Source organism: Bacillus cereus group sp. BfR-BA-01379, from assembly GCF_022663605.1.
Lineage (GTDB): Bacteria > Bacillota > Bacilli > Bacillales > Bacillaceae_G > Bacillus_A > Bacillus_A mobilis.
In genome coordinates this window covers 141,700-163,663 of sequence record NZ_JAKUFT010000001.1, presented here as the reverse complement: position 1 = coordinate 163,663, position 21,964 = coordinate 141,700, and the positions used below count along the sequence as shown (strand labels likewise).

The window sequence follows — 21,964 nt, the reverse complement described above, 5'->3', positions numbered from 1 at the left end:
TGGTTTAGCGCTCTTCACACGTTAGAGGAAGAAGAAAATACGATTCTGCTAGGGGGGGATATGCATTTTATTCTCTATATTTTCACAACAGAACCACCTCCAAAATTATCTTTTGTAGTTGAATTTTTCCGAATAATAAGTTACATTTTTTAAGTTCAAGCAACTTTATAGCAGTACAAAAAGGGGAGAAATATTGTTATTATGCAAAAAATGAAATGGAAGACCTATTTATGTTATTTTGTTATTTTTATACTTCTTGGAACAGCAGTAATAGTCAAGCCATCTATCTCAAAAGCTGAGGAATCTGATGTTAATATTACATTGTTAGGTACGGCAGATATTCATGGTAGATTTATGCCCTGGGATTATGCGCTCGATGGTGCAAATACGAGCGGAAGTTTAACACAGCTTTATACGGTTATAAAAAAGGTACGTCAAGAAAATCCAAATACCATATTAGTAGATGCTGGGGATACAATTCAAGGAAACTCAGTAGAATTATTCAATGATAAGCCACAATCGCCAATGATGGTAGCGATGAATACAATGGGATATGACGCCTGGGCATTTGGAAATCATGAATTCAACTTTGGATTAGATACATTGAAAAAAGTTAGTGAGCAATATAAGGGAAAGACGTTAGCAGGAAATATTTATAAGGAAAATGGAGAGCGTTTTCTTCCTGCATATACGATTGTTGAAAAAGGTGGAATTAAAGTCGGGATAATTGGTATGAATACACCAATGATTAGTGATTTTGAAAAAGGGACAGATCATTTGGATGGTTTAGTAGTGAAAAATCCAGTAGAAGAGACAAAAAAGGCAATTAATGAATTAGAGGGTAAAGTAGATGTAATGGTAGGGGTTATGCATATGGGACTAGAAAATGAGAATGGAATCCCTGGTACTGGTGTTCAAGATATTGCGAATGCTTGTCCGGAACTAAGTGCTATTTTTGCAGCTCATATGCATAAACTTGTTAAAAAAGAAGTTGTAAATGGCGTTATTATTACAGAACCAGATAAATATGGAACACATATCTCGCGTATTGATCTTACTTTTACAAAGCAAGATGGAAAGCTGGTTCTAAAAGATAAAACTGCTACCGCTATACCTGTAAAAAATACTGATGGAACAACAGTAGTATCTGATCCTGCACTTGAAGACACACTGACACCTTTTCATGAGTATGCGAGAGGAGATGCAAATGTTGTTGTCGCTCAATTAAAGGGTAGAAACCTTGTTCCTGAAAATGAAATAAAGGGTATTCCAAGTGTGCAGATTCAAGAAACACCTTTATCAGATTTCTTTCATGAAGTCATGCTCTACTACAGCAAAGCAGATGTAGTAGCCCATCAAATTGATAACGATAATGCTCGTTTGGATGTAGGTCCTATTAAGAAAAAAGATATTGCGTATAATTATCAATATGCTTTGGGAGAAATTACAGTATATAAGGTAACTGGGAAAGACTTAAAAGACTATATGGAATGGGCGGCAGGGTACTTTAACTCATCTCGTGCCGGAGATGTAACAGTTAGCTTTGATAAAACCCGTCGTGCTTCTAAATACAGTACGAATGATTTCTTTGGAGGCGTAAAATATGAAATTGACTTAGCAAAACCATATGGAAGTAGAATTACAAATTTACGTTCTATTCGTACAAATAAACCAATCAAAACGAACGATGTTATGACACTAGGAATGAATGCATATAGAATGGAGGCTCTTCAGGCAAAAGGTGGAGCTTTAGAGGGGCGTAAGTTTGAACAAATTTGGTCATCTAAACAAGAGAATGCATTCGGGGAAACTGGTGGAACCATTCGTAACCTTGCTATTACATATTTAAAAGAGGTAAAGAATGGTGTATACACACCAAAAGTTATGCATAATTGGAAAATTACTGGCGTGAATACACATTCTTCAGAGCATAAGGCTGTAGTGGATCTTGTAAATAAAGGGATTTTAGAAATTCCAAAAACAGAAGATGGAAAATATACAAATATAGCATCTATAAATACTAAAGATTCAATTACAAAAGAAGAGATTGTAGCACTCTCACAAAAAGTTAATATTAATCCAAATCAGTTTAATCATGTAAAAAGAAAAGGTGAATTTTACAAAAAACTTAGTAGGATAATTAAATAAATATAAAATAGATAGCTTTCATGCAAAAAACTATTAAACTTGGACATACCATTATCCTAAAAAAGTTTGTGATTGGTATGGAAATATAAAGAATCAACGATAAAAAATCCCCTGGATCATTAAACAAATCCGAGGGGTTTTTTATTTGAATAATTATGGTTTTATTTCTTACTATGCATATTTATTATATGCTTTAAAAGAACATACCTCGAGCTAATAACATGCAATAGATGTGTCCTTTACTATATTTAAATGGGAGACAAATTAAAGATATTTTTGACAAAATAAAAAAGCCTGAAACTCATATGAGACTTCAGCTATCTCATAATGTTACAATCCATGCAACTATAGACATACATAACAACATTATATTAAAAAATCTAAATTGTAGATGCGCTGCCTCACTAAAATATTTATATACTATATACATCATAAAACAAAACACGCACTTTCTTTTTCTTGTTTATCAAGGTCATTAGTATTCATTTGATCCATCTTTATCCTAAATCAACTTCATGTCCAAAATATAATTTAAAATAAGTAATATAAATTATAAGATGTCCTATAATAATTGTTATTTTAATAGCATTAAACCTACTCTTAAAATAGTAAAGAGTGGGTTTTTATGTTGTTATTTGGATGTAAGGGTACTTTGATTAGAATGAATATAGATAATTAACAACTAACCAATTGGATGAGCGCCTAAAAGAGCTCTTTTTTTATTGAAATTAATATACATATGTGTGTCGTTCTTTATTTATATCATCGGCCATATATATGTAATTTTGCATAATGTTACATGAATTTTGTATTTTCTCTTTTTTCCGACATGAATAGACAGTATACTTTGTACAAGCTTTCTATTTCAAAAATTATACGAGGTGAAAAAATGAAAAACAAAAAGACATTAACTAAGGTAGCTTTAACAACAGGCTTAGCTTTAACAGCTGTAGCACCATACGGAGTAGGTCATGCAGAGGAAACAGATCAACTACAAGTTCAAATTCAGGAAGAATCGTTCCGTTCGGGTGAACTTACACAACCGTCACAAAAAGCGCCAGAGAATGTAGTAAAAGATGCTCTGAAGGAGAAAACAGAACAAGCTCTTTCTCCAAAGCAAGTCAATGGGGAAACAGGAGTAGATTATAAAGTTCTTCAAAAACGTGGTTCATATGATGGGACTACACTTGTACGTATTCAGCAAACATACGAAGGAAAAGAAGTATATGGCCATCAATTAACTGCACACGTAGATAATAACGGTGTTATTAAAAGTGTTTCAGGCGATAGCGCGCAAAATTTAAAACAAGAAGAATTGAAAAAACCTATCAATCTATCAAAAGATGAAGCAACACAATATATTTATACGAAATACGGGAACGATATCAATTTTATTACTGAGCCAGAAGTTAAAGAAGTTATTTTTGTTGATGAAAATAATGGACAAGCTAGCAATGCATACCAGGTTACATTTGAAGCTGCAACACCAAACTATGTTTCCGGAACTTATTTAGTAAATGCACAAAATGGTGATATGTTAAAAAATATGGTACAAGAATCTAACTTAAAAGCAAGTGAAAAACTAGTTGGAGCATTAAAGAAAAGTAAAAAAAGTAATCTTACATCATTAACTGGAACAGGAAAAGATGATTTAGGTATATCACGTACATTTGGTATCTCTAAACAAAATAATGGCACATATGCTCTTGCTGATTATACAAGAGGACAAGGAATTGAAACATATGATGTGAACTATAGAGACATTACTAAAGAAGAAAGCTATTATCCTGGTACATTAGCAACTAGTACTTCGACAACATTTAACGATCCAAAAGCAGTAAGTGCTCATTACTTAGCAACAAAAGTATTTGATTTTTATAAAGATAAATATAAGCGTAATAGCTTTGATAATAAGGGACAAAAGGTAGTTTCAGTTGTACATGCTTGGGATTCCGGAGATACGAATGATCCGAAAAATTGGCAGAATGCTTTAAGTGCGAATAATGGAAGTATGCTTGTATATGGAGATCCTATCGTCAAAGCATATGACGTAGCTGGCCATGAATTTACACATGCTGTTACTTCTAGCGAATCTAATCTTGAATACTACGGTGAATCTGGTGCGATTAATGAGGCGCTATCTGATATTATGGGAACATCTATTGAGAAATACGTAAATAATGGAAGCTTTAACTGGACGATGGGAGAACAAACTGGATCTGTTTTCCGTGATATGGAAAACCCGGCTTCTGTTCCATCTTCACTTGGTGTACCTTATCCAGATGATTACAGTGAATTTAATGATTTTAATGGATGGGATCAAGGTGGCGTTCATTTTAATTCAAGTATTATTAATAAAGTTGCGTATCTCATTGCACAAGGTGGAACTCATAACGGTGTAACTGTTAAAGGGATTGGTGAAGATAAAATGTTTGATATCTTCTATTATGCAAATACAGATGAGTTAAATATGACTTCTAATTTCAAAGAATTGAGATCAGCATGTATTCGAGTGGCAACGAATAAATATGGAGCGAATACAGCTGAAGTTCAAGCAGTTCAAAAGGCATTTGATGCAGCAAAAATTAAGTAAGTTAGAAATATAGTTTTCATTCATATATTATTACATTATGAAAAACAGCTACTGTCATTTTAAAGATAGTAGCTGTTTTTTATGCAGCAATGTATGAGTGAAAATAAACTTACTAAGCGAAAATGAAGCTGTCTATCTTCAATAAGCTGTGACAAATATATAAGGATTAAAATCAAAAAACTGAAAATTAATAATATATTGACCTATTGATAGGAAGTACTATAGAATGAAAGCGATAACAAACGATTGCTTTAAAATGATTTCCCTGATCTTTTAGTATTTACAAATATATGAAGATATAAACAAATCTATTTTTTTGAATATTAATGCAAACGTTTTCGTATTGAAAGGTCATTGAAATACATATGTGAAATTAGCCAATATGGGGGTGAAGTAAAAGAGATTTCTAGATTAATTTAAATAGTGTAATTTAGTACGAGCATAATAAATTGTGCCTACTATTTAAAGAAAGGGTGTATGTGGTGCAAATGATAAAAAGATTAGTTAACAAATCAGTTTTATTACTTACTATAATCGTTATGTTATCATCTGTTTTCTCTTTTCAAAGTGTAAAGGCAGTTTCAAATTCGAAAACAACTGAAGTTATCATTCATTACAAAGAGCAATCTGGAAATACAAAGAACTGGAACCTTTGGACATGGGGAGAAAATGCAAATGGTAAATCATATGAATTTACTGGTGAAGATGAATTTGGAAAGTACGCTAAGATTAATTTAGATGGTGAATATAATCGTGTAGGATTTATCATTCGTACAAATGAATGGGAAAAAGATGGTGGCGATCGTTGGATTGAAAATATAAAGGACGGTCGTGCGGAAGTGTGGATTCTTTCTGGTGATGATAAAGTATATAACTCTAAGCCTTCTTCGGATCTATCAATTCAAAAAGCAACTATTGATAGTTTCAATGAAATTACTGTAACGACTAATGTCCCGTTTCATATTAAGGAACGGAAAATTGAAATTGAAGGCATTAAAATAAAGAATATTAGTCCTTATGATACAAGCAGTGGAAATGTTACTAATAAGGTGAAAATAATTACGGAGCAGAAAATTGATTTAAAACAATCATACAAAGTGAAAATTGAAAACGTAGCTGATACGAACACTGAAATCGGTAAAGTCATTCGTAGTGAGGAATTTGATCATTCATTTTATTATGGTGGTAACGATTTAGGGAATGTATATACGCCACAATTTACTAAGTTCCGTGTATGGGCTCCTACTGCGAGTGAAGCGAAGTTAGTTACATATGAAAAATGGAACGATAAAATAGGTACTGAAATAAACATGAAACAAGCTGAAAAAGGGACCTGGATAGCAGAACTTAAAGGAAACAAAAAAGGACTCTATTACACGTATAAAGTGAAAATTGGTGATAAGTGGACTGAAGCAGTTGATCCGTATGCACGTGCTGCTTCTGTAAATGGGGATAAAGGTGCAGTTGTTGATTTAGAAGAAACAAATCCGAAAAAATGGAAAGCAAACAAAAAGCCAAAATTTAAAAACCCGGAAGATGCTATTATTTATGAATTGCATGTACATGATCTTTCTATTCAGCCCGAAAGTGGCATTAAGCAGAAAGGGAAATATTTAGGCGTAACAGAAAAAGGAACAAAAGGGCCTGAAGGTGTGAAAACAGGACTAGATCATATAAAAGATCTTGGTGTTACGCACGTTCAGCTTTTACCAATATTTGATTATGCATCAGTAAATGAAGAGAATTTAAACGAACCACAATATAACTGGGGATATGACCCGAAAAACTTCAACGTTCCAGAGGGCTCCTATTCTACAAATCCATATGAGCCTACTGTCCGAATAACTGAATTAAAGCAAATGATTCAAACACTACATGATAATAATCTTCGTGTTGTAATGGATGTAGTATATAACCATATGTATAATGCTGCTGAATCTAATTTTCATAAGTTAGTTCCAGGTTATTATTACCGTTACAATGAAGATGGAACATTTGCAAATGGAACCGGAGTAGGAAATGATACTGCTTCAGAACGAAAAATGATGAGAAAATTTATGGTTGATTCCGTAGCATACTGGGCAAAAGAATATAACTTAGACGGATTCCGTTTTGATTTAATGGGTATTCATGATTATGAAACAATGAATGAAATACGTAAAGCTGTTAATCAAATTGACCCTACTATTATATTGCATGGAGAAGGTTGGGATTTAAATACACCTCTTGCAGCTGAGTTGAAAGCAAATCAAAAAAATGCAGAGAAAATGAAAGGGATTGCTCATTTTAACGATAATATACGTGATGGATTGAAAGGTAGTGTATTTGAGGAGAAAGAAAATGGCTTTGTAAATGGGAAGGAAAATATGGAAGATCGTATTAAAAAAGGCATTACAGCAGGTATTGACTATGATACAAAGTCGTCTACCTATCAAGATCCAGAGCAGGTGCTAACTTATGTGGAAGCACATGATAATCATACATTATGGGACAAACTTGAGTTGACTAATCCAGGTGACAGTGAAGAAGTGTTAAAACAAATGCACAAATTGTCTTCTTCGATTTTATTAACATCACAGGGTATTCCATTTTTACATGCAGGGCAAGAGTTTATGCGCACGAAATACGGCGATCATAACAGTTACAAATCTCCTGATTCAATTAACCAAATGGACTGGTTGCGCCGTGCAGCATTTAATAATGAAGTAGATTATATGAAGGGCTTAATAGAATTACGCAAAAAGTATCCAGCATTTCGAATGACATCTGCAGAACAGATTAAAAAGCATATAACTTTTATCGATGTTCCAAAAAATGTTGTCGCTTATACAATAGATGAAAAGGTAAGTGGGAATAAAAGCGAATACTTTATGGTGGCTCACAATGCAAATATGGAAGACATTGACATAACACTTCCATCAAAAGGTCCTTGGAAAGTACTAGTGGACGGTAAACAAGCAGGTAGTAAAACGCTTTATGTTGTCAATGATAATAAAATTAAAGTTCCTGCGTTAAGTTCATTCGTTTTAAAAACAGAGAAACCGAATAAATAAATGCAAAAAGCGGAGTGAAATGTTGTTTTCACTTCGCTTTTAAAGTTCAAGTAATATAATTTCACGTACTGTAATTTTATTACAATTTAATAAAAAAGAGAAGAACTCACCAAGGTTCTTCTCTTTTTTATGTGTAATTAGGGTTTACATAATTGTAGATATAAGAGTTTTTGAAAATAGCTAAAGGCAAGATGATGAACCTATTTACAAAGTGACAAGAAAATGACAAAACTGTAAGAATGCATGAATGTTTGTAAGAAAGTTCGATGTTTTCCTTTTTCTTTTTTTATTAAAGTGAAAAAGAAGAAAGCGGTGTCATAAGAGCTTGGTATTTTTAAATGAGTACAATAACCAAAACTATTCATGTAATGAAGGTATATGGCAATCAGTAAAACATCTTACAAAAAAGGAGGTCTTTGAATATGTCTTTTTCTCAATTCAATATTGATATTTTTCGAGTAATTAATGATTTAGGTGAACAATATTCATTCCTAAACTCAACCATGGTATTTTTGGCAGAATATATGGTATATATTTTAGCTTTTATTGTTTTAGCTTATTGGTTTACTAGGTCCAGAAAAAGTAGGATGATGGTTATGCAAGCGATGGTTGCTTTTGTAATTGCTGAGGTGATTGGAAAAATAGCAGGGGAATTTCATCTGAATTATCAACCATTTGCAGTATTGCCTGATGTGAATAAACTTGTCGACCATACTGTAGATAATTCATTTCCTAGTGACCATACAATTCTCTTTTTTTCGATTTGTTTTTCGTTTTGGCTTGTTCGTAAAAAAACTGGATGGTTATGGCTTATACTTGCATTTAGTGTAGCAATTTCTCGTATTTGGGTAGGGGTTCATTATCCTTTTGATGTTGCAATAGGGGCTTTAATAGGATGTGTTTCAGCATTTTTTTCTTATTGGTTAGTACAGAAATTTTCTTTTATCAATCAATTGCTTACTCTATATGAAAGAGTAGAGAAACATGTTTTACCATCCAAAAACAATTCAAAGGAATTTTGAGTATAGAAATATAAAAAAGACGTTATCCTTTCCTATAATTCTACAGAAAGGATAACGTCTTTTTCGTTTTATCGAAAGTGCAAAATATTAGATTGATAATGATGTATAGGGAACCCATAGTTGAATATAAGTCTCTTCAACTCTATCTAACCATTCAAAATAGCTTATTTTTGTATTAAAAAGTGTACCTTTTAAAATGACGTGATTTCTATGAGTACATTAACAATCCCTATGTAGATATTTAAATAGGTTCTCTATATTCATTGTATATAAATTATACAATGAATATTTTTTATATTACATACATTAAATTAAGCTTAACCTCTCTCTTTTCCTATAATTCTCTTTACGCTTTTGGATTGGCTTTTCGGTTTTCTTGACCAGGCCAATGAATAACTACACATAAACTCCTTATATCTCTAGATAAACTACCGATTAGCTCCATATAGCCTCTAGATAACATATATAGAATATAAGTTATCAAGGAGGTAAGAAAAAATGAACTTTATGAAAAGAGCAATTCTCAGTATGAAAAAAAGAGTAGGAACATCATTAATTTTGATGGCAGTCTTCCTAATTGTTACACATTTAGTGTTGGCAGGATTTACAATCCAAAATGCATCAAAAAAAGCTGCGGATGCAGCAAGAAAAAAACTAGGTGCAGATGTTACTTTAAGTCTTGATTTTGACAAATTAGGTCAAAAAGCTCAGGAAACTGGAGAAATGCCAAAGCCACCGCAGCTCGATACAAAAGAAACAGATCAATTAGCGAAATCCAAGTATGTAAAAGACTATAATTACATAGCTAACACTTTCGGTATTTCTGATGGACTTAAACTAGTAGGAGCTTCAGAAGGAGAAGAAGAAGGAAAAGGTAAAGTGGGAATGGCGGCTGTGCGAGGCGGTTCAAGCTCTGGTACAGAAATAGATATGAATGCTTCTTTTATGATTGAGGGAGTCCGCAAGACTGCATTACAAGAAAGCTTTAAAAACGGAAAAAGTAAAATCATTGATGGAAAACCAATTACAGAACAGATGAAAGATCAGAATGTAGCTTTAATGGAAAAACGATTAGCGGAATTAAATAATTTGAAAGTAGGAGACAAAGTAAAAGTACAATCAGGGGATAAGAAGGAAACCCTCGAGATTGAAATTATCGGTATTTACGAAACGAATGAACAAGCAATGGGTCAACAGGCTCCTCCTATTATGGATCCAGCTAATAAACTATATATGCCACATTCAACTATGAAAAAATTAGAAGTAGACCAAGGTATAAGTAGTGTTCAAGTCGTGTATTTCTTGAATGATCCACAATATATTGATGCATTTAAAAAAGAAGCGAAAAAATCTAATATTGATTTTAATTATTATAAATTAGATGCGCATGATTCATTGTACAAACAAATGATTGGTCCTATCGAAAATATCTCTTCGACTTCTCAAATGATTATTTATATTGTATCGATTGCAGGTGCGATTATTTTAGGATTAATCATTATGCTATCAATTAAAGGACGTCGTAAAGAAATGGGAATTCTATTGTCTATTGGAGAGAAAAAGTGGAAGCTGATGGCGCAGTTCGTAGTAGAAGTAGTGTGTGTCGCTATTTTAGCATTTGGATTATCCATAACAACAGGAGCTAAAGTTTCTCAATATATCGGGGATAATTTACTTTCGAATGAAATTGCTACAACAAGCGAAGAAACGGACAACATGCGAAATAATAGTACTGTAATGATGTCTGGACCTGGTGGCACGCTACAAAATCAAAAAGAAGATCCAATTGATAAAATTGATGTAAGTGTAACAGGAGAAGATGTAGGGAAAATGGGAGGGATTGGACTAGCTATTGCTATAATAGCAACGCTTCTTCCGGCATTATCTATTCTACGTTTAAACCCAAAACAAATTCTTTTAAAAGATGAATAAGGAGGCTTAACATGGAAACGATTTTACAATTTAAAAATTTGGATTATTATTATGAAAGTAATGGGAAAAATGTAGCGATACTAGACAATGTTAACTTTTCTTTTCAAAAAGGGCATTTCTACACGATTTTAGGACCATCTGGATCTGGTAAAACTACAACTCTAAGCTTAGGTTGTGGATTGGATATCCCTAAAAATGGTTATGTACTGTATAATGGCAAAGATATTCGAAAAATTGGTTTGGATCGATATCGTAATCAAAATGTATCTGTAATTTTCCAATCTTATAATTTGATTACTTATATGACTGCTCTTCAAAATGTCCTAACAGCAATGGAAATTACAGGTGTCAAAGTGAAAAATAAGACAGTAAGGGCATTAGAATTATTAGAGAAAGTAGGACTCACAGAAGTAGAAGCGAAACGAAACGTCTTGCAACTAAGTGGCGGGCAACAACAACGTGTAGCAATTGCTCGAGCATTATCTTGCAATGTTGATTTACTTATTGCAGATGAGCCGACGGGAAACCTCGACGAAGAAACGGCAATGGATATTATAGAACTGTTTCAAGAACTTGCACATAAAGAGAATAAATGTATTATTGTTGTAACGCATTCACAGGAAGTTGCAAAAAAATCCGATCGTGCAGTGTATTTAAGTAAGAAGAAGTTGGTCGTAAACCACATCTAATACAAATATCTTAGTTTTTAAATCCACAAAATTTTCAAAAATCAACCATTTCAAAAGCTTATATTTGATATATAATAAAATTAAACCATAATCAAAATGGTCTCCCTGTATTGAATGTGAAGATAGTTTGTTGTTTCCTTTTTAACAATATTTGAAAAAGAACTTGTAGGATATTCTACAGGTTCTTTTTGTTATGATTAGTTACCTATAATATTGAGGAATCACATATAAAAAAAGGGACGGTAATTAGATCATAGATCTAATTACTGTCCCTTTTAACTGTTTATCTACATAGTTATTGAAGAATTAAACCTACTATCATAATTAAACTAAATACTATCATCCAGCCAAATGCACAATAGCCGAAGATTCTAATCCATTTAGGTAATTGATTCATGTTAACTTTATTTGTGGGAACTCCTTGCATAGAAAACATCATTTTTTGGTCTCTATCCCTATTATTTTGTTGTTCATACATAACATCATCACCTTTCTAGAATAGTTGTATGTATAATATATCAGTCTGGAGAAAACTAAATACCGAATATTAGGCGAAATAAAAGTGATTCGACAAATATAGTGGATGGTTCTCTTTTCCAATACTGTATACTATATTTCAAAAAACGAAAATTTGTTTACTCAAAAGCTATATATACTAAAGTATTTGCTAATTTAAAATGTAGTAAACCTTTACCAAGAGATATTTATTATTCGTTATTGATTAATTCGGATAAATTCACTAATACTTCTTAGCGTTTAGACACGTATATGTCTTTCGAAATATAAGTACCGTAAAGTAGGAGTAATTATTTATTCGTTATTTTTAAAGCGTTTAACACTATTTTGGTTACGTCTGCAATAAGTTTATCATCGTATTTCGCATCCTCATTAGCATGATTAGAAAGTATCGCAAGAACAATTGGCTTTTTATTTGGTGGCCAAATAATTGCGATATCATTCCTTGTTCCATAAGAACCAGAGCCAGTCTTATCGGCTACTTCCCATTCTTCTGGAACTCCAGCGCGGATTAAGTTGTCCCCCGTAGTATTTCTTTTCATCAAATCTATTAAAAAGTTCCGTTTCTCAATTGGAAGAATATCACTTAGCGCGTAAGTTTGAAGACTAGTAGCTAATGCCATTGGGGTACTAGTATCACGAGTGTCACCAGGCTGCACTTCATTTAATTCTGGTTCAAAACGTTCAGGATTTGTAACAGAATCTCCTATTTCTCTTAGTGATTTTTTGAATTCACTTGGCCCACCTAATTGTTTAAGAATAAGATTTTGTGCAGTATTATCACTATATCGAATGGAAGCATCTGCAAGCTCCTTCAGAGTCATACCTGTATCTACATATTTTTCTGTAATTGGATTGTAATTCACAAGATCTTTGCTGGTATACTTAATTTTTTGATCTAAATCTTCTATTGATTTCTTTTGTAACAGTGCTCCAACAGTAAGGGCTTTGTGGGTAGATGCGTATGCAAAGCGTTCATCTGAACGATAAGTAACAGTTTGATTCGTACCTGTGTCCAATGCATAAATACCGAGTTTAGCATCATATTCTTTTTCAAGCTTTACAAAAGAATGCCTACTTGTATTTTCTTGTTTGGCTTGTTTCGGTGGTTCGGATTGAATATTACTATTGGAACAGCCTATAAGCGTTACACATGAAAGTAATACTACAGGTAGCACCTTTTTATAATGTGCAATGTGAAAAAACTTCTTTGAAACTATCATACATTTTCAACCTCTTTCAAGAATATATGGATTTTGTATACCTATACAATTAACAAATGCACTGGATAGCACTCCTCTTGTATTTCTTATATTACAAAATGAGAGGACTATCAAGAACGCCTTTTTTATACGTAATAGACAATCTAAGTAACACATTTGTTCCATTTATGATTAAATTTTTTAACATATCTATTAACTTTGTTTTTAAGCATCGCAAACTCCATTTTTTGAACTCCACTTAATTTAATATGGATTTAGATTGAGTTTTTCTTGTAACGGGAATTTCAATTGGATAGCCCATATATAACAACCTCGTTACGGATAGAATAAGTAATAACAACTACTGATTTTATTTTAAGATTGGATGGTAGAAATAAAGATCTTAAAAAAACGAAAAGTCCACTTATTGATTCCTAATAAGATTATACTTGCTACAAAAACAAACAAACTCGTCCTACTAAGAGGGGAGTTTGTTTATTGTTTAGATAAAGGAATGTTCATGCAAAATTGCACACTGTGTTCCATATTTTTTATAGAATACTTTATATTTAGCGTTTCAAGAATTTGTTTAACAATATATAGCCCCAAACCACTTCCTCCAGTATTTCGATTCCTAGATTTTTCAATTCGATAAAATGGTTTGAAAATTTGTTGTATGTCTTCATCTTTCATATTGATACCTGTATTTATAATTTGCATTTCGATTTGACCATGTTTAGAATCTTTACTTAATTTTATATAGACTTTTTCATTATGTGGTGAATACATAACTGCATTATGGATAATATTTTTACATGCTTTTTCAAAAAGAACACAATCTGTATAAACAGAAAAATCGGAGTCAATTTCTTTTATTATTTGGATGCTTTTTTGAGAAGCGAAAAATTCGAGATCTTTTGTAATTGTACCTATTAACTTTGAAAGATTAACTTCTTCTATTTTTAGTTTAAAAGTGTGTTGTTCTAACTTTGACATACTTAAAATTTCACGAACTAATTGTTCTATACTTTCAATAATTTGATGATTTTTCCTTAAATATTGATCACGATTTTGATAAGGGCCAATATTGTATATCATCCCTTCTAAGTATCCTTTCATTACAGTAAGAGGGGACTTTAATTCATGTGCTACAATGGCAAAAAACTCTCTGCGTTTTGTTTCTATTTCTCTTTCTTTTTCAATATCATTTTTTAATTGTTCATTTGCTTTTTTTAAATCAAACATAGCTTGTTGTAAGTTAATAGACATGTCATTCAAACTATTAGATAATTCTCCTAACTCATCTGTAGAGCGAACTTCAATTTTTTCGGAGAAATCTAAATTTGCCATCTTTTGTGCACCCTCATTAATATAAATAAGTGGCTTTGTAATAAACCTCGAATAGAAATAAGCACTCCCTATACCAATCACAAGCACGATGATACTAATATAGGGGAGAAAGCGCACTAATACCTGCGAAGCTTCATCAATCGGTTGAAATGTTGCGAACACTACAAGCATTAAACTACCATCTTGGAATTGAATTGGTTCCGTAACATTATATGAATTGCTAATAGTACCCGCATTATCAATTCGTGTTGCCTTAGTAACTACTGTTGTTTGTGTACCACTTTGAATAAAAGAAAATGAAGGCGAGTAAATAATTACTCCTTCTTTATTTTGAAGCGAAAGCATAGCGTTATTTTTTTTTGCGTATTCATCAAAAAGTGGTATCGCATCTTGAAACGTAAGATTTTTGGACTTATCAATTATCTCTTTTATCCCTGTTTGAAGTTGATCTGTTTTGTATTGCTCATAAAACGTAGGGAGAAAGAAATATAAAGTTAAATAAATCAATACTGCAAAGGATAACAAAATGAGAGATGTAGTCATAAAGAGTTTATAAGTAATTTGCTTCATCTTCATGATTTTTACAATTCTATTCATCAATTTTATAACCAATACCCTTTATTGTTTTAATATAGGGGATGGCTAGTTTTTTACGTAGGTTTTTAATATGTGTATCTATTATTCGTGTTTCTCCAAAATAATCGTATCCCCAAACTTTTTCTACGATATTTTCTCTTGTAAGTACTTTTCTCTCATTTTGAAATAGTAGTTGCAGAATTTCGAACTCTTTTGTCGTTAACAAAATTTCAACATCATTTACATATACTCTATATGCATCAACATCAATACGCACTTCTTTAAACACCAAATGATTATTTACATTTTTATCATAACTTCTTCTAAGTACAGCTTCGACTCGTCTAATTAAAACATGAAACGAAAAGGGTTTTGTAATATAATCATCAATCCCAAGATCGAACCCTTTCATTTGATCTTCCTCTTCTTCTAACGCAGTTAGCATAATAATTGGTATGTTTGACTGACTTCGAATCATTTTAGCAACTTCAAATCCATTAAGATTGGGCATCATTACATCTAGAAGAACTAAATCAAAGGATTGCTTATTAAATTGTGTCATACCCTCTAGTCCATCTGAAGCAACTACCACTGTATACTGTTGTGTCATTAAAAATTGTTTAATTAATTCCTGAATTTCTTGATCGTCCTCAACCACGAGGATATGATAGTTCTTCATAATATCACCCCTGGTAGTCATTATAGCCGTACTATCTGTAGTTTATGTGGAGATACAGTAGGAAACTTCATAAGACGTTTAACATATTAACTCCATTTTTCAAGATTGTGTATTCTTCGTAAAAAAGTATTATTCTCCATATTTCCTTTTTATGGAGAAATATTTATGCGCATAAAAAAACTTATCATATAGAAAACTGAACGATTAATATTTACGAAAAACTAATGTATAATAATGTAAAATGCATGTAGTTTTTTAAACTTTTTGAAAATATACTTTCGGAACTTTAATAAAAGGGAGAAAGGGAGATGAATTTAAATATAAAAGAAGCTAGCGAAATTCTAGAGCGTACGCCACAAACTTTGGAGTTTTTTTGCTAATTTAGTAAAGGCCTAAGGTGCGAACTAAGGATTATTTAAATTATGTGAGAAAGGTTGTGAAATTATTTGATGGGTTATAAAGCGATGCTGTTTGATTTAGATGATACGTTACTTGATAGAGATAAAGCAGTAGATAACCTGTTTTTATTAGTTTTAGAAAAGTGTTATAAGGATGTTAGTGATACAGTCAAAAACAATATGTTACAGAAATTTAAGGAGTACGATAAAAGGGAATATGGCATTAGTGATAAAACGATAGTTATAGAATCATTATTTGATGAATTCGCGCCGAAATATAGATTGCCGCGCAATTATATCCAAGATTTTTGGAATGAAAATTTCCCTAAATGTTTTTCAATTGACCAAAATACTATTCATTTCTTAAATCATATAAAGAAACACTTTAAAGTAGGAATAATAACAAATGGCTCAACTCAGAGGCAAAAGGCTAAAATAATTAATACGAATTTAAACAATTACTTTGATACAATCATTATTTCGGAAGAAGTGGGATTGAGTAAACCTGATAAACGTATATTCGAACTAGCATTAAGTAAGCTAAATGCACAGCCGGAAAATACCTTATTTGTTGGGGATGACTTAGAAAAGGATATTGCTGGTCCTCAAAATGCAAATATAAAAGGTGTGTGGTTTAACCCTCGGAAAATCAAGAATACTACCGAAATACAACCGTATGACGAGATTCATACTTTGGATAGTTTGTTAAGTTATGTTACTCCACAATATTTTTATAACAAGTAAAACCAATCTCGGTATTTAATAATTTCATTGACCGTATTAGTAATATAAATAATATATATGAAATAAAAAGAGGCTATTTTATTCACTGTATCTAATTTGAACTATGACTACTATGAAGAGCTGCAATACAAGTTTACTCTTACTGTGTAAGTATAAAAGGAGTGGGACTATGGAAATAAAGAAATTAGTTATCAATGGAATAAATATAGCGGTCATAAAAAACGATAAAGTATTAATTTCCGATGTTCAAACTGCATTGGATCTTATGGCAACAGTTCAATATGAGGTGGATGCGAAACATATTATCATCGACAAATCATTAATAAGCGAAAGTTTCTTTGACTTAAAAACACGACTTGCTGGTGATATTCTTCAAAAGTTTATAAACTACAGAGTAAAGATTGCTATCATTGGAGATTTCTCTATGTATATTAGTAAAAGTTTAAAGGACTTTATATATGAATGTAATAAAGGAAAAGACATTTTTTACTTAGCAACTGAACAGCAAGCAATTGAAAAACTAAGTACATTGAAGCTTTAATAATGCCCCAGTAAAATCTCTTTCTTTTTCACGTCGTTTATTATTTACAACATATAAGAACTGATGTTTGTGATAAACTAAGAGGTGAATAAAGGGGGGATTTTCTTGAATAAATTTAATAATGTAATCCAAAATTTAAACAATATAATTTACAAACCTAACGAATTAATAATTACGAATCTAAAAGAAGAACCGCAAAATGCAGAATATGCAGGTAGTTTATTTCACTTAAATAACAAGACTATCCGTTTTAGAGTATCAAAAATTACTCCTAATAAAATCGGGCAATTTGTTTCTTTTTGGGAAAAAGATGACAATATGCAAAATCAAGCATTTTCTTATGACGCTGCTCCTGACTTATTAGTTATCACTTGTATTGATGATAATAAACTAGGACAATTTATTTTCCCTAAAGAAATTCTTCTTAAAGAAAAAATATTGAAAACGCAAAGTCAAAAAGGGAAGATGGCTATGAGAGTTTATCCAATTTGGGATACTCCTGTTAGCAATCAAGCGAAAAAGAGCCAATTGTGGCAACTTCAATATTTTGTTGATTTAAGCGATCATAATAATTTACCTTTAGATAAACTATTAAATTTGTATTTGTAGTTTCTGTTCTTATGTAATATTGTGAGTGAGACTTTTTGTACCGGTACAGTTAAACGAAATGTACATTGTTTCAGTACCCCATCAAATATACAATCAGCATATACTATTTTAACTTATACATGTTAAGGGGTGCTGACTATGACAAGTCTACAACATAAGCTTTTTACAAGATTGAATCTTGCAAACCGTACTGAAGTGAACTTTGAAGAATTAAACACAATTCTCTTTGCATTTGCACACACTATACCATTTGAGAATTTAGATGTTATAGCACGTAATGCGAATACAATTACTATGGAAAACTTACAGAATAAAATTTTAAATACGTCCCGCGGCGGACTTTGTTATGAATTAAATACTCTTTTTTACTACTTTTTGCAAGATTGTGGTTATGATGTACAGCTTGCACTTGGTACCGTATATAAAAATGATATAAACATATGGGCACTTGAAAATGGACATATAACGATTATTTTAAATTATGATAACGTACGATACTTAATTGATGTAGGTATTGCATCTTTAGTACCACTAGTCCCTGTACCTTTTACTGGTGAGTCTGTTTCCTCTAAAAATGGTACGTATCGAGTGAAAAAACGAGAGACAAGTAAGGGAAATTACGTTCTAGAAAGAAAAGATACGAACGGAGAGTGGAAAGTTTGTCATGCATTTTATAATCGTATCATTGATGAGGCAGTAGTGAATGATGTTCAAAAAAGAGTAATAGAAGATGAGAAATCTATTTTCAATAAAGGACCAATTGCAGTTAAATTGACGGTCTCTGGCCATGTCTCTTTAACGAATACGAGTTTAACTGAAATGATTCATGGGGAAAAAATGAAACGAGTAATTACAGAAGATCAATATAGAGAGCTATTAAATACTTTATTTGCTATTGAGTTGTGATGAAACAAATAGCTAGCCGGTTCTTACGCAGAATCGGCTATTTTTATTAACTTTAATTTGAAACTAACTATTAAAGTTTGATTTTCTAATTAGATATAATACACTAGAACAGTATGAAAAATTATAAACAATGAATTTTGAATGTAAAGGAAGATTTTTATGTCAATTATTGATAAATTGAAACTGAATAAGTATACAAATATGGTCGTAATTAATGAACCTAGTGATTATGATATTTTTACAGGGAAAGAAACTGCATTTTCAAAAGAACACGATGCCATTTTTGTTTTTGTAGAAACACTTGATGAAATGGTGAAACAAACGAATTATATTATTAGTAATGAAGAATTACTAATTGAAAAAGGCTACATATTCTTCGCGTATCCGAAAAAAGGGAATTCTCGTTACAGTACGTTTATTCACCGTGATGAGATGTTTCCTGCATTAAGCGTTGGCGAAGATGGGTATGTAGGACAGAGTGATATTAAATTTGCACGAATGGTTAGTATGGACGACGTCTTTACTGTTGTAGGTTTAAAGCGTGAAAAGAAAAAAGAGAAGAAAACGCCTGCTATGAGTCAATGTGTTGCCGATTATGCAGATCGTATTAAAGATGTAGAAGCCCTACTGGCTAATCATCCAAATGAACTTAAATTTTATCAAAGTTTAACACCTGGATATCAAAAAGATTGGGCTCGTAATTTATTTTCTGTAAAACAAGAAAAAACACGTGATAAACGTCTGGAGAAAATGATTGAAATCCTTTCACAAGGTTATAAAACAATTGAATTATTCCGTAAGAAGAAAAAATAACGATAAGGAAAGTCACAATGATGCAACAATTAATTACACTTAGCACATTGAAAAAAGAATTCCTTTCAGTATACTAAAGTATGTTCTTATATTTAAATAATTAGCAAAAGAGAAAAGGTGTTTGAAATGAAATCGTATATTGTAGTTGGAGCTGGTATTTTAGGAGCATCTACTGCTTATCATCTTGCTAAAGCAGGTGCGAATGTTACTATCGTTGATCGCCAACAATTAGGTCAAGCAACTGATGCAGCAGCAGGTATTGTATGTCCTTGGCTTTCACAGCGTCGTAATAAAGCATGGTATAAAATCGTTAAAGGCGGTGCACGTTACTATTCTTCGTTAATTCAACAATTAGAAGAAGACGGTGAAACAGATACAGGTTACAACCGTGTAGGTGCAATTAGTTTACATACTGACGAGAAAAAACTAGATCAAATGGAAGAGCGAGCTTATAAACGACGTGAAGATGCACCAGAGATTGGTGAAATCACTCGCTTATCAGCTGAAGAAACGAAAAAATTATTCCCAGCATTATCAGAAGAATATAGTTCTGTTCATATTAGTGGTGCTGCACGAGTAAATGGCAGATTATTACGTAACGCATTAATAAGTGCTGCGAAAAAACATGGTGCTACTTTTATAAAAGGAGATGCTGTATTAGTTCATGAGAGTAATCATATTACTGGAGTTACAGTAAACGATGAAACAATTGTAGCAGAAAAGGTCATTGTAACTGCAGGTGCATGGGCGAATGAACTCTTGAATCCATTAGGAATTAATTTCTTAGTTACATTCCAAAAAGGACAAATTGTTCATTTACAAATTGAAAATACAGCAACGGAAAATATGCCGGTTGTTATGCCGCCAAACGATCAATACATTTTAACATTTGACAATGGTCACGTCGTAATTGGTGCAACACATGAGAATGACACTGGTTTCGATCACCGTGTAACAGCAGGTGGTTTACATGAAGTATTCCATAAAGCATTAACAGTTGCGCCTGGTTTAGAAGATAGCACTATGCTTGAAACGAGAGTTGGATTTAGACCATTTACTCCAGGATTCTTACCTGTTATCGGACCATTGCCTAACTTTGAAGGCATTCTCGTTGCAAACGGATTAGGTGCTTCTGGTTTAACTGCCGGTCCATATTTAGGATCAGAACTTGCTAAATTAGCACTCGGCCAAACAATTGAATTAGATTTAAACGATTATGACGTTGCTGGTGCAATTGAATAACAAAAAAGATTAGGAGCGTTTCCTAATCTTTTTTATTTATAGCTACTACTTTAATTGCCTTAATAACCTTTTGTTTAGTTCCCACAACGCTGTTTTGTTACTATCCCATTTTAAAAGCGTTACTGCTTCCTCAAAGGATAACCATTTATAATTAGAGTGTTCTTTGGATAATGAAATGTCTTTTGTAGGAACTTTAACTCCAAAGGAAAATTCTTTTATTACATAAACATCTTCTCCCCAAAGAAATTTCCCAACTACATCCTCTACAGGTAGTGAAGACACAGAATCTAATTTAATATAGGGATATTCTCTTAAAATACCAGCCTCTTCAAATGACTCTCGTTTTGCTGATTCAATAGGAGACTCATCATCTTCTCCACCACCAGCAATTCCTTGCCAATAACCATGATCACTTCGATTAAAAATAGCATATTGAATAGAATCATCAGTTATTATATAAGGAAATATTAATACTTGATATGATGCTCTCATTGCATAACCCCTCCCGAAAAAAAGCTTTAAATAAATATGAATAATTGTTAATTATTATATGGAGTGGGTGTTCTTTTGAATATAAATACTACGGATAAAATAAAGATTACGGCCTTTAAACTGCCCCAATACGGATAAACAGCATGATCTGTTAAACTAGTATATTGAAAGATATTCTCTAAACCGAAAATCCCTATCATAACCGCTAAAAGGAATGTAACTGATCCATAAATCCCATTACGATAGAGGGTAAATAAATATAGAGCACATATTAGTGGTACGATGATTTGTAGAAAGATTGCCATGGATTGTCCCCCTAATTTATATTTTATACTTATATCATACCAAAAAATGTAATAAAAAGGGATGTAAGTTAATTGATGCTAAGTGGAAAGCAGACTTGTACGAACAGGAATATCACGCTTTCACGTCTATAGTTTTGATACTAATTGAACTACT

At 32.2% G+C, this 21,964-nt stretch carries 18 protein-coding genes; 12 read left to right on the top strand and 6 right to left on the bottom strand.

The annotated features are described in order from the left end of the window. Positions 1–201: 201 nt before the first annotated feature. The 6 genes from MR113_RS00815 (at position 202) to MR113_RS00790 (ending at position 11,437) form a co-directional block, all read left to right on the top strand. Entirely contained in the window at positions 202–2,148 is a 1,947-nt protein-coding gene (locus MR113_RS00815) for a bifunctional metallophosphatase/5'-nucleotidase (protein ID WP_242250624.1), read from the top strand. 889 nt (positions 2,149–3,037) lie between these two features. Further along, the gene (locus tag MR113_RS00810; RefSeq protein WP_242250623.1) at positions 3,038–4,741 is read left to right on the top strand and encodes a M4 family metallopeptidase; all 1,704 of its coding nucleotides are present in this window, start codon (positions 3,038–3,040) and stop codon (positions 4,739–4,741) included. 482 nt (positions 4,742–5,223) lie between these two features. Then, entirely contained in the window at positions 5,224–7,794 is a 2,571-nt protein-coding gene (gene pulA, locus MR113_RS00805; protein WP_242250622.1) for a type I pullulanase, read from the top strand. 422 nt (positions 7,795–8,216) lie between these two features. Beyond that, the gene (locus tag MR113_RS00800; protein WP_242250621.1) at positions 8,217–8,816 is read left to right on the top strand and encodes an undecaprenyl-diphosphatase; all 600 of its coding nucleotides are present in this window, start codon (positions 8,217–8,219) and stop codon (positions 8,814–8,816) included. A gap of 498 nt (positions 8,817–9,314) precedes the next feature. Then, entirely contained in the window at positions 9,315–10,748 is a 1,434-nt protein-coding gene (locus MR113_RS00795; protein ID WP_242250620.1) for an ABC transporter permease, read from the top strand. An 11-nt stretch (positions 10,749–10,759) separates the two neighbouring features. Then, positions 10,760–11,437 carry an ABC transporter ATP-binding protein gene (locus MR113_RS00790; protein ID WP_242250619.1) on the top strand — a complete coding sequence of 226 codons (678 nt, stop codon included), beginning with the start codon at positions 10,760–10,762 and terminating at the stop codon, positions 11,435–11,437. A 295-nt stretch (positions 11,438–11,732) separates the two neighbouring features. Here MR113_RS00790 and MR113_RS00785 read toward each other — a convergent pair whose 3' ends face one another. The 4 genes from MR113_RS00785 to MR113_RS00770 form a co-directional block, all read right to left on the bottom strand. After that, positions 11,733–11,915 (bottom strand): hypothetical protein, encoded by a 183-nt coding sequence (locus MR113_RS00785; RefSeq protein ID WP_002172101.1) that lies wholly within the window; start codon positions 11,913–11,915, stop codon positions 11,733–11,735. Between the two features lie 328 nt (positions 11,916–12,243). Continuing rightward, positions 12,244–13,176: a class A beta-lactamase gene (gene bla, locus MR113_RS00780; RefSeq protein ID WP_242250618.1), complete on the bottom strand. Its 933-nt coding sequence runs from the start codon at positions 13,174–13,176 to the stop codon at positions 12,244–12,246. A gap of 474 nt (positions 13,177–13,650) precedes the next feature. Then, the gene (locus MR113_RS00775) at positions 13,651–15,102 is read right to left on the bottom strand and encodes a sensor histidine kinase (protein ID WP_242250617.1); all 1,452 of its coding nucleotides are present in this window, start codon (positions 15,100–15,102) and stop codon (positions 13,651–13,653) included. Then, the gene (locus tag MR113_RS00770) at positions 15,095–15,760 is read right to left on the bottom strand and encodes a response regulator transcription factor (protein WP_060486774.1); all 666 of its coding nucleotides are present in this window, start codon (positions 15,758–15,760) and stop codon (positions 15,095–15,097) included. The genes MR113_RS00775 and MR113_RS00770 overlap by 8 nt, the downstream gene beginning before the upstream one ends. Before the next feature lie 449 nt (positions 15,761–16,209). Here MR113_RS00770 and MR113_RS00765 point away from each other — a divergent pair, with 449 nt between their 5' ends. The 6 genes from MR113_RS00765 (at position 16,210) to MR113_RS00740 (ending at position 21,013) form a co-directional block, all read left to right on the top strand. Next, entirely contained in the window at positions 16,210–16,902 is a 693-nt protein-coding gene (locus MR113_RS00765) for an HAD family hydrolase (RefSeq protein ID WP_242250660.1), read from the top strand. A gap of 169 nt (positions 16,903–17,071) precedes the next feature. Next, entirely contained in the window at positions 17,072–17,443 is a 372-nt protein-coding gene (locus MR113_RS00760; RefSeq protein WP_242250616.1) for a DUF4180 domain-containing protein, read from the top strand. A 105-nt stretch (positions 17,444–17,548) separates the two neighbouring features. Continuing rightward, positions 17,549–18,052, top strand: coding sequence for a MepB family protein (locus MR113_RS00755; RefSeq protein ID WP_242250615.1), 504 nt, complete (start codon positions 17,549–17,551; stop codon positions 18,050–18,052). Between the two features lie 138 nt (positions 18,053–18,190). Further along, positions 18,191–18,958, top strand: a complete 768-nt coding sequence (locus tag MR113_RS00750) for an arylamine N-acetyltransferase family protein (RefSeq protein ID WP_242250614.1) — start codon at positions 18,191–18,193, stop codon at positions 18,956–18,958. Positions 18,959–19,117: 159 nt separating this feature from the next. Continuing rightward, complete coding sequence (locus MR113_RS00745) at positions 19,118–19,771, top strand: YdeI/OmpD-associated family protein (RefSeq protein ID WP_242250613.1); 654 nt, start codon at positions 19,118–19,120, stop codon at positions 19,769–19,771. A gap of 126 nt (positions 19,772–19,897) precedes the next feature. Then, positions 19,898–21,013, top strand: coding sequence for an NAD(P)/FAD-dependent oxidoreductase (locus MR113_RS00740; RefSeq protein ID WP_242250612.1), 1,116 nt, complete (start codon positions 19,898–19,900; stop codon positions 21,011–21,013). Positions 21,014–21,058: 45 nt separating this feature from the next. On the opposite strand, the gene MR113_RS00735 is transcribed toward MR113_RS00740, so the two are convergent. Then, a complete protein-coding gene (locus tag MR113_RS00735; RefSeq protein ID WP_242250611.1) occupies positions 21,059–21,505 on the bottom strand; it encodes an NUDIX hydrolase in 447 nt (148 codons plus the stop codon). A 47-nt stretch (positions 21,506–21,552) separates the two neighbouring features. Continuing rightward, positions 21,553–21,810: a hypothetical protein gene (locus MR113_RS00730; protein ID WP_242250610.1), complete on the bottom strand. Its 258-nt coding sequence runs from the start codon at positions 21,808–21,810 to the stop codon at positions 21,553–21,555. Between the last annotated feature and the right edge of the window lie 154 nt (positions 21,811–21,964).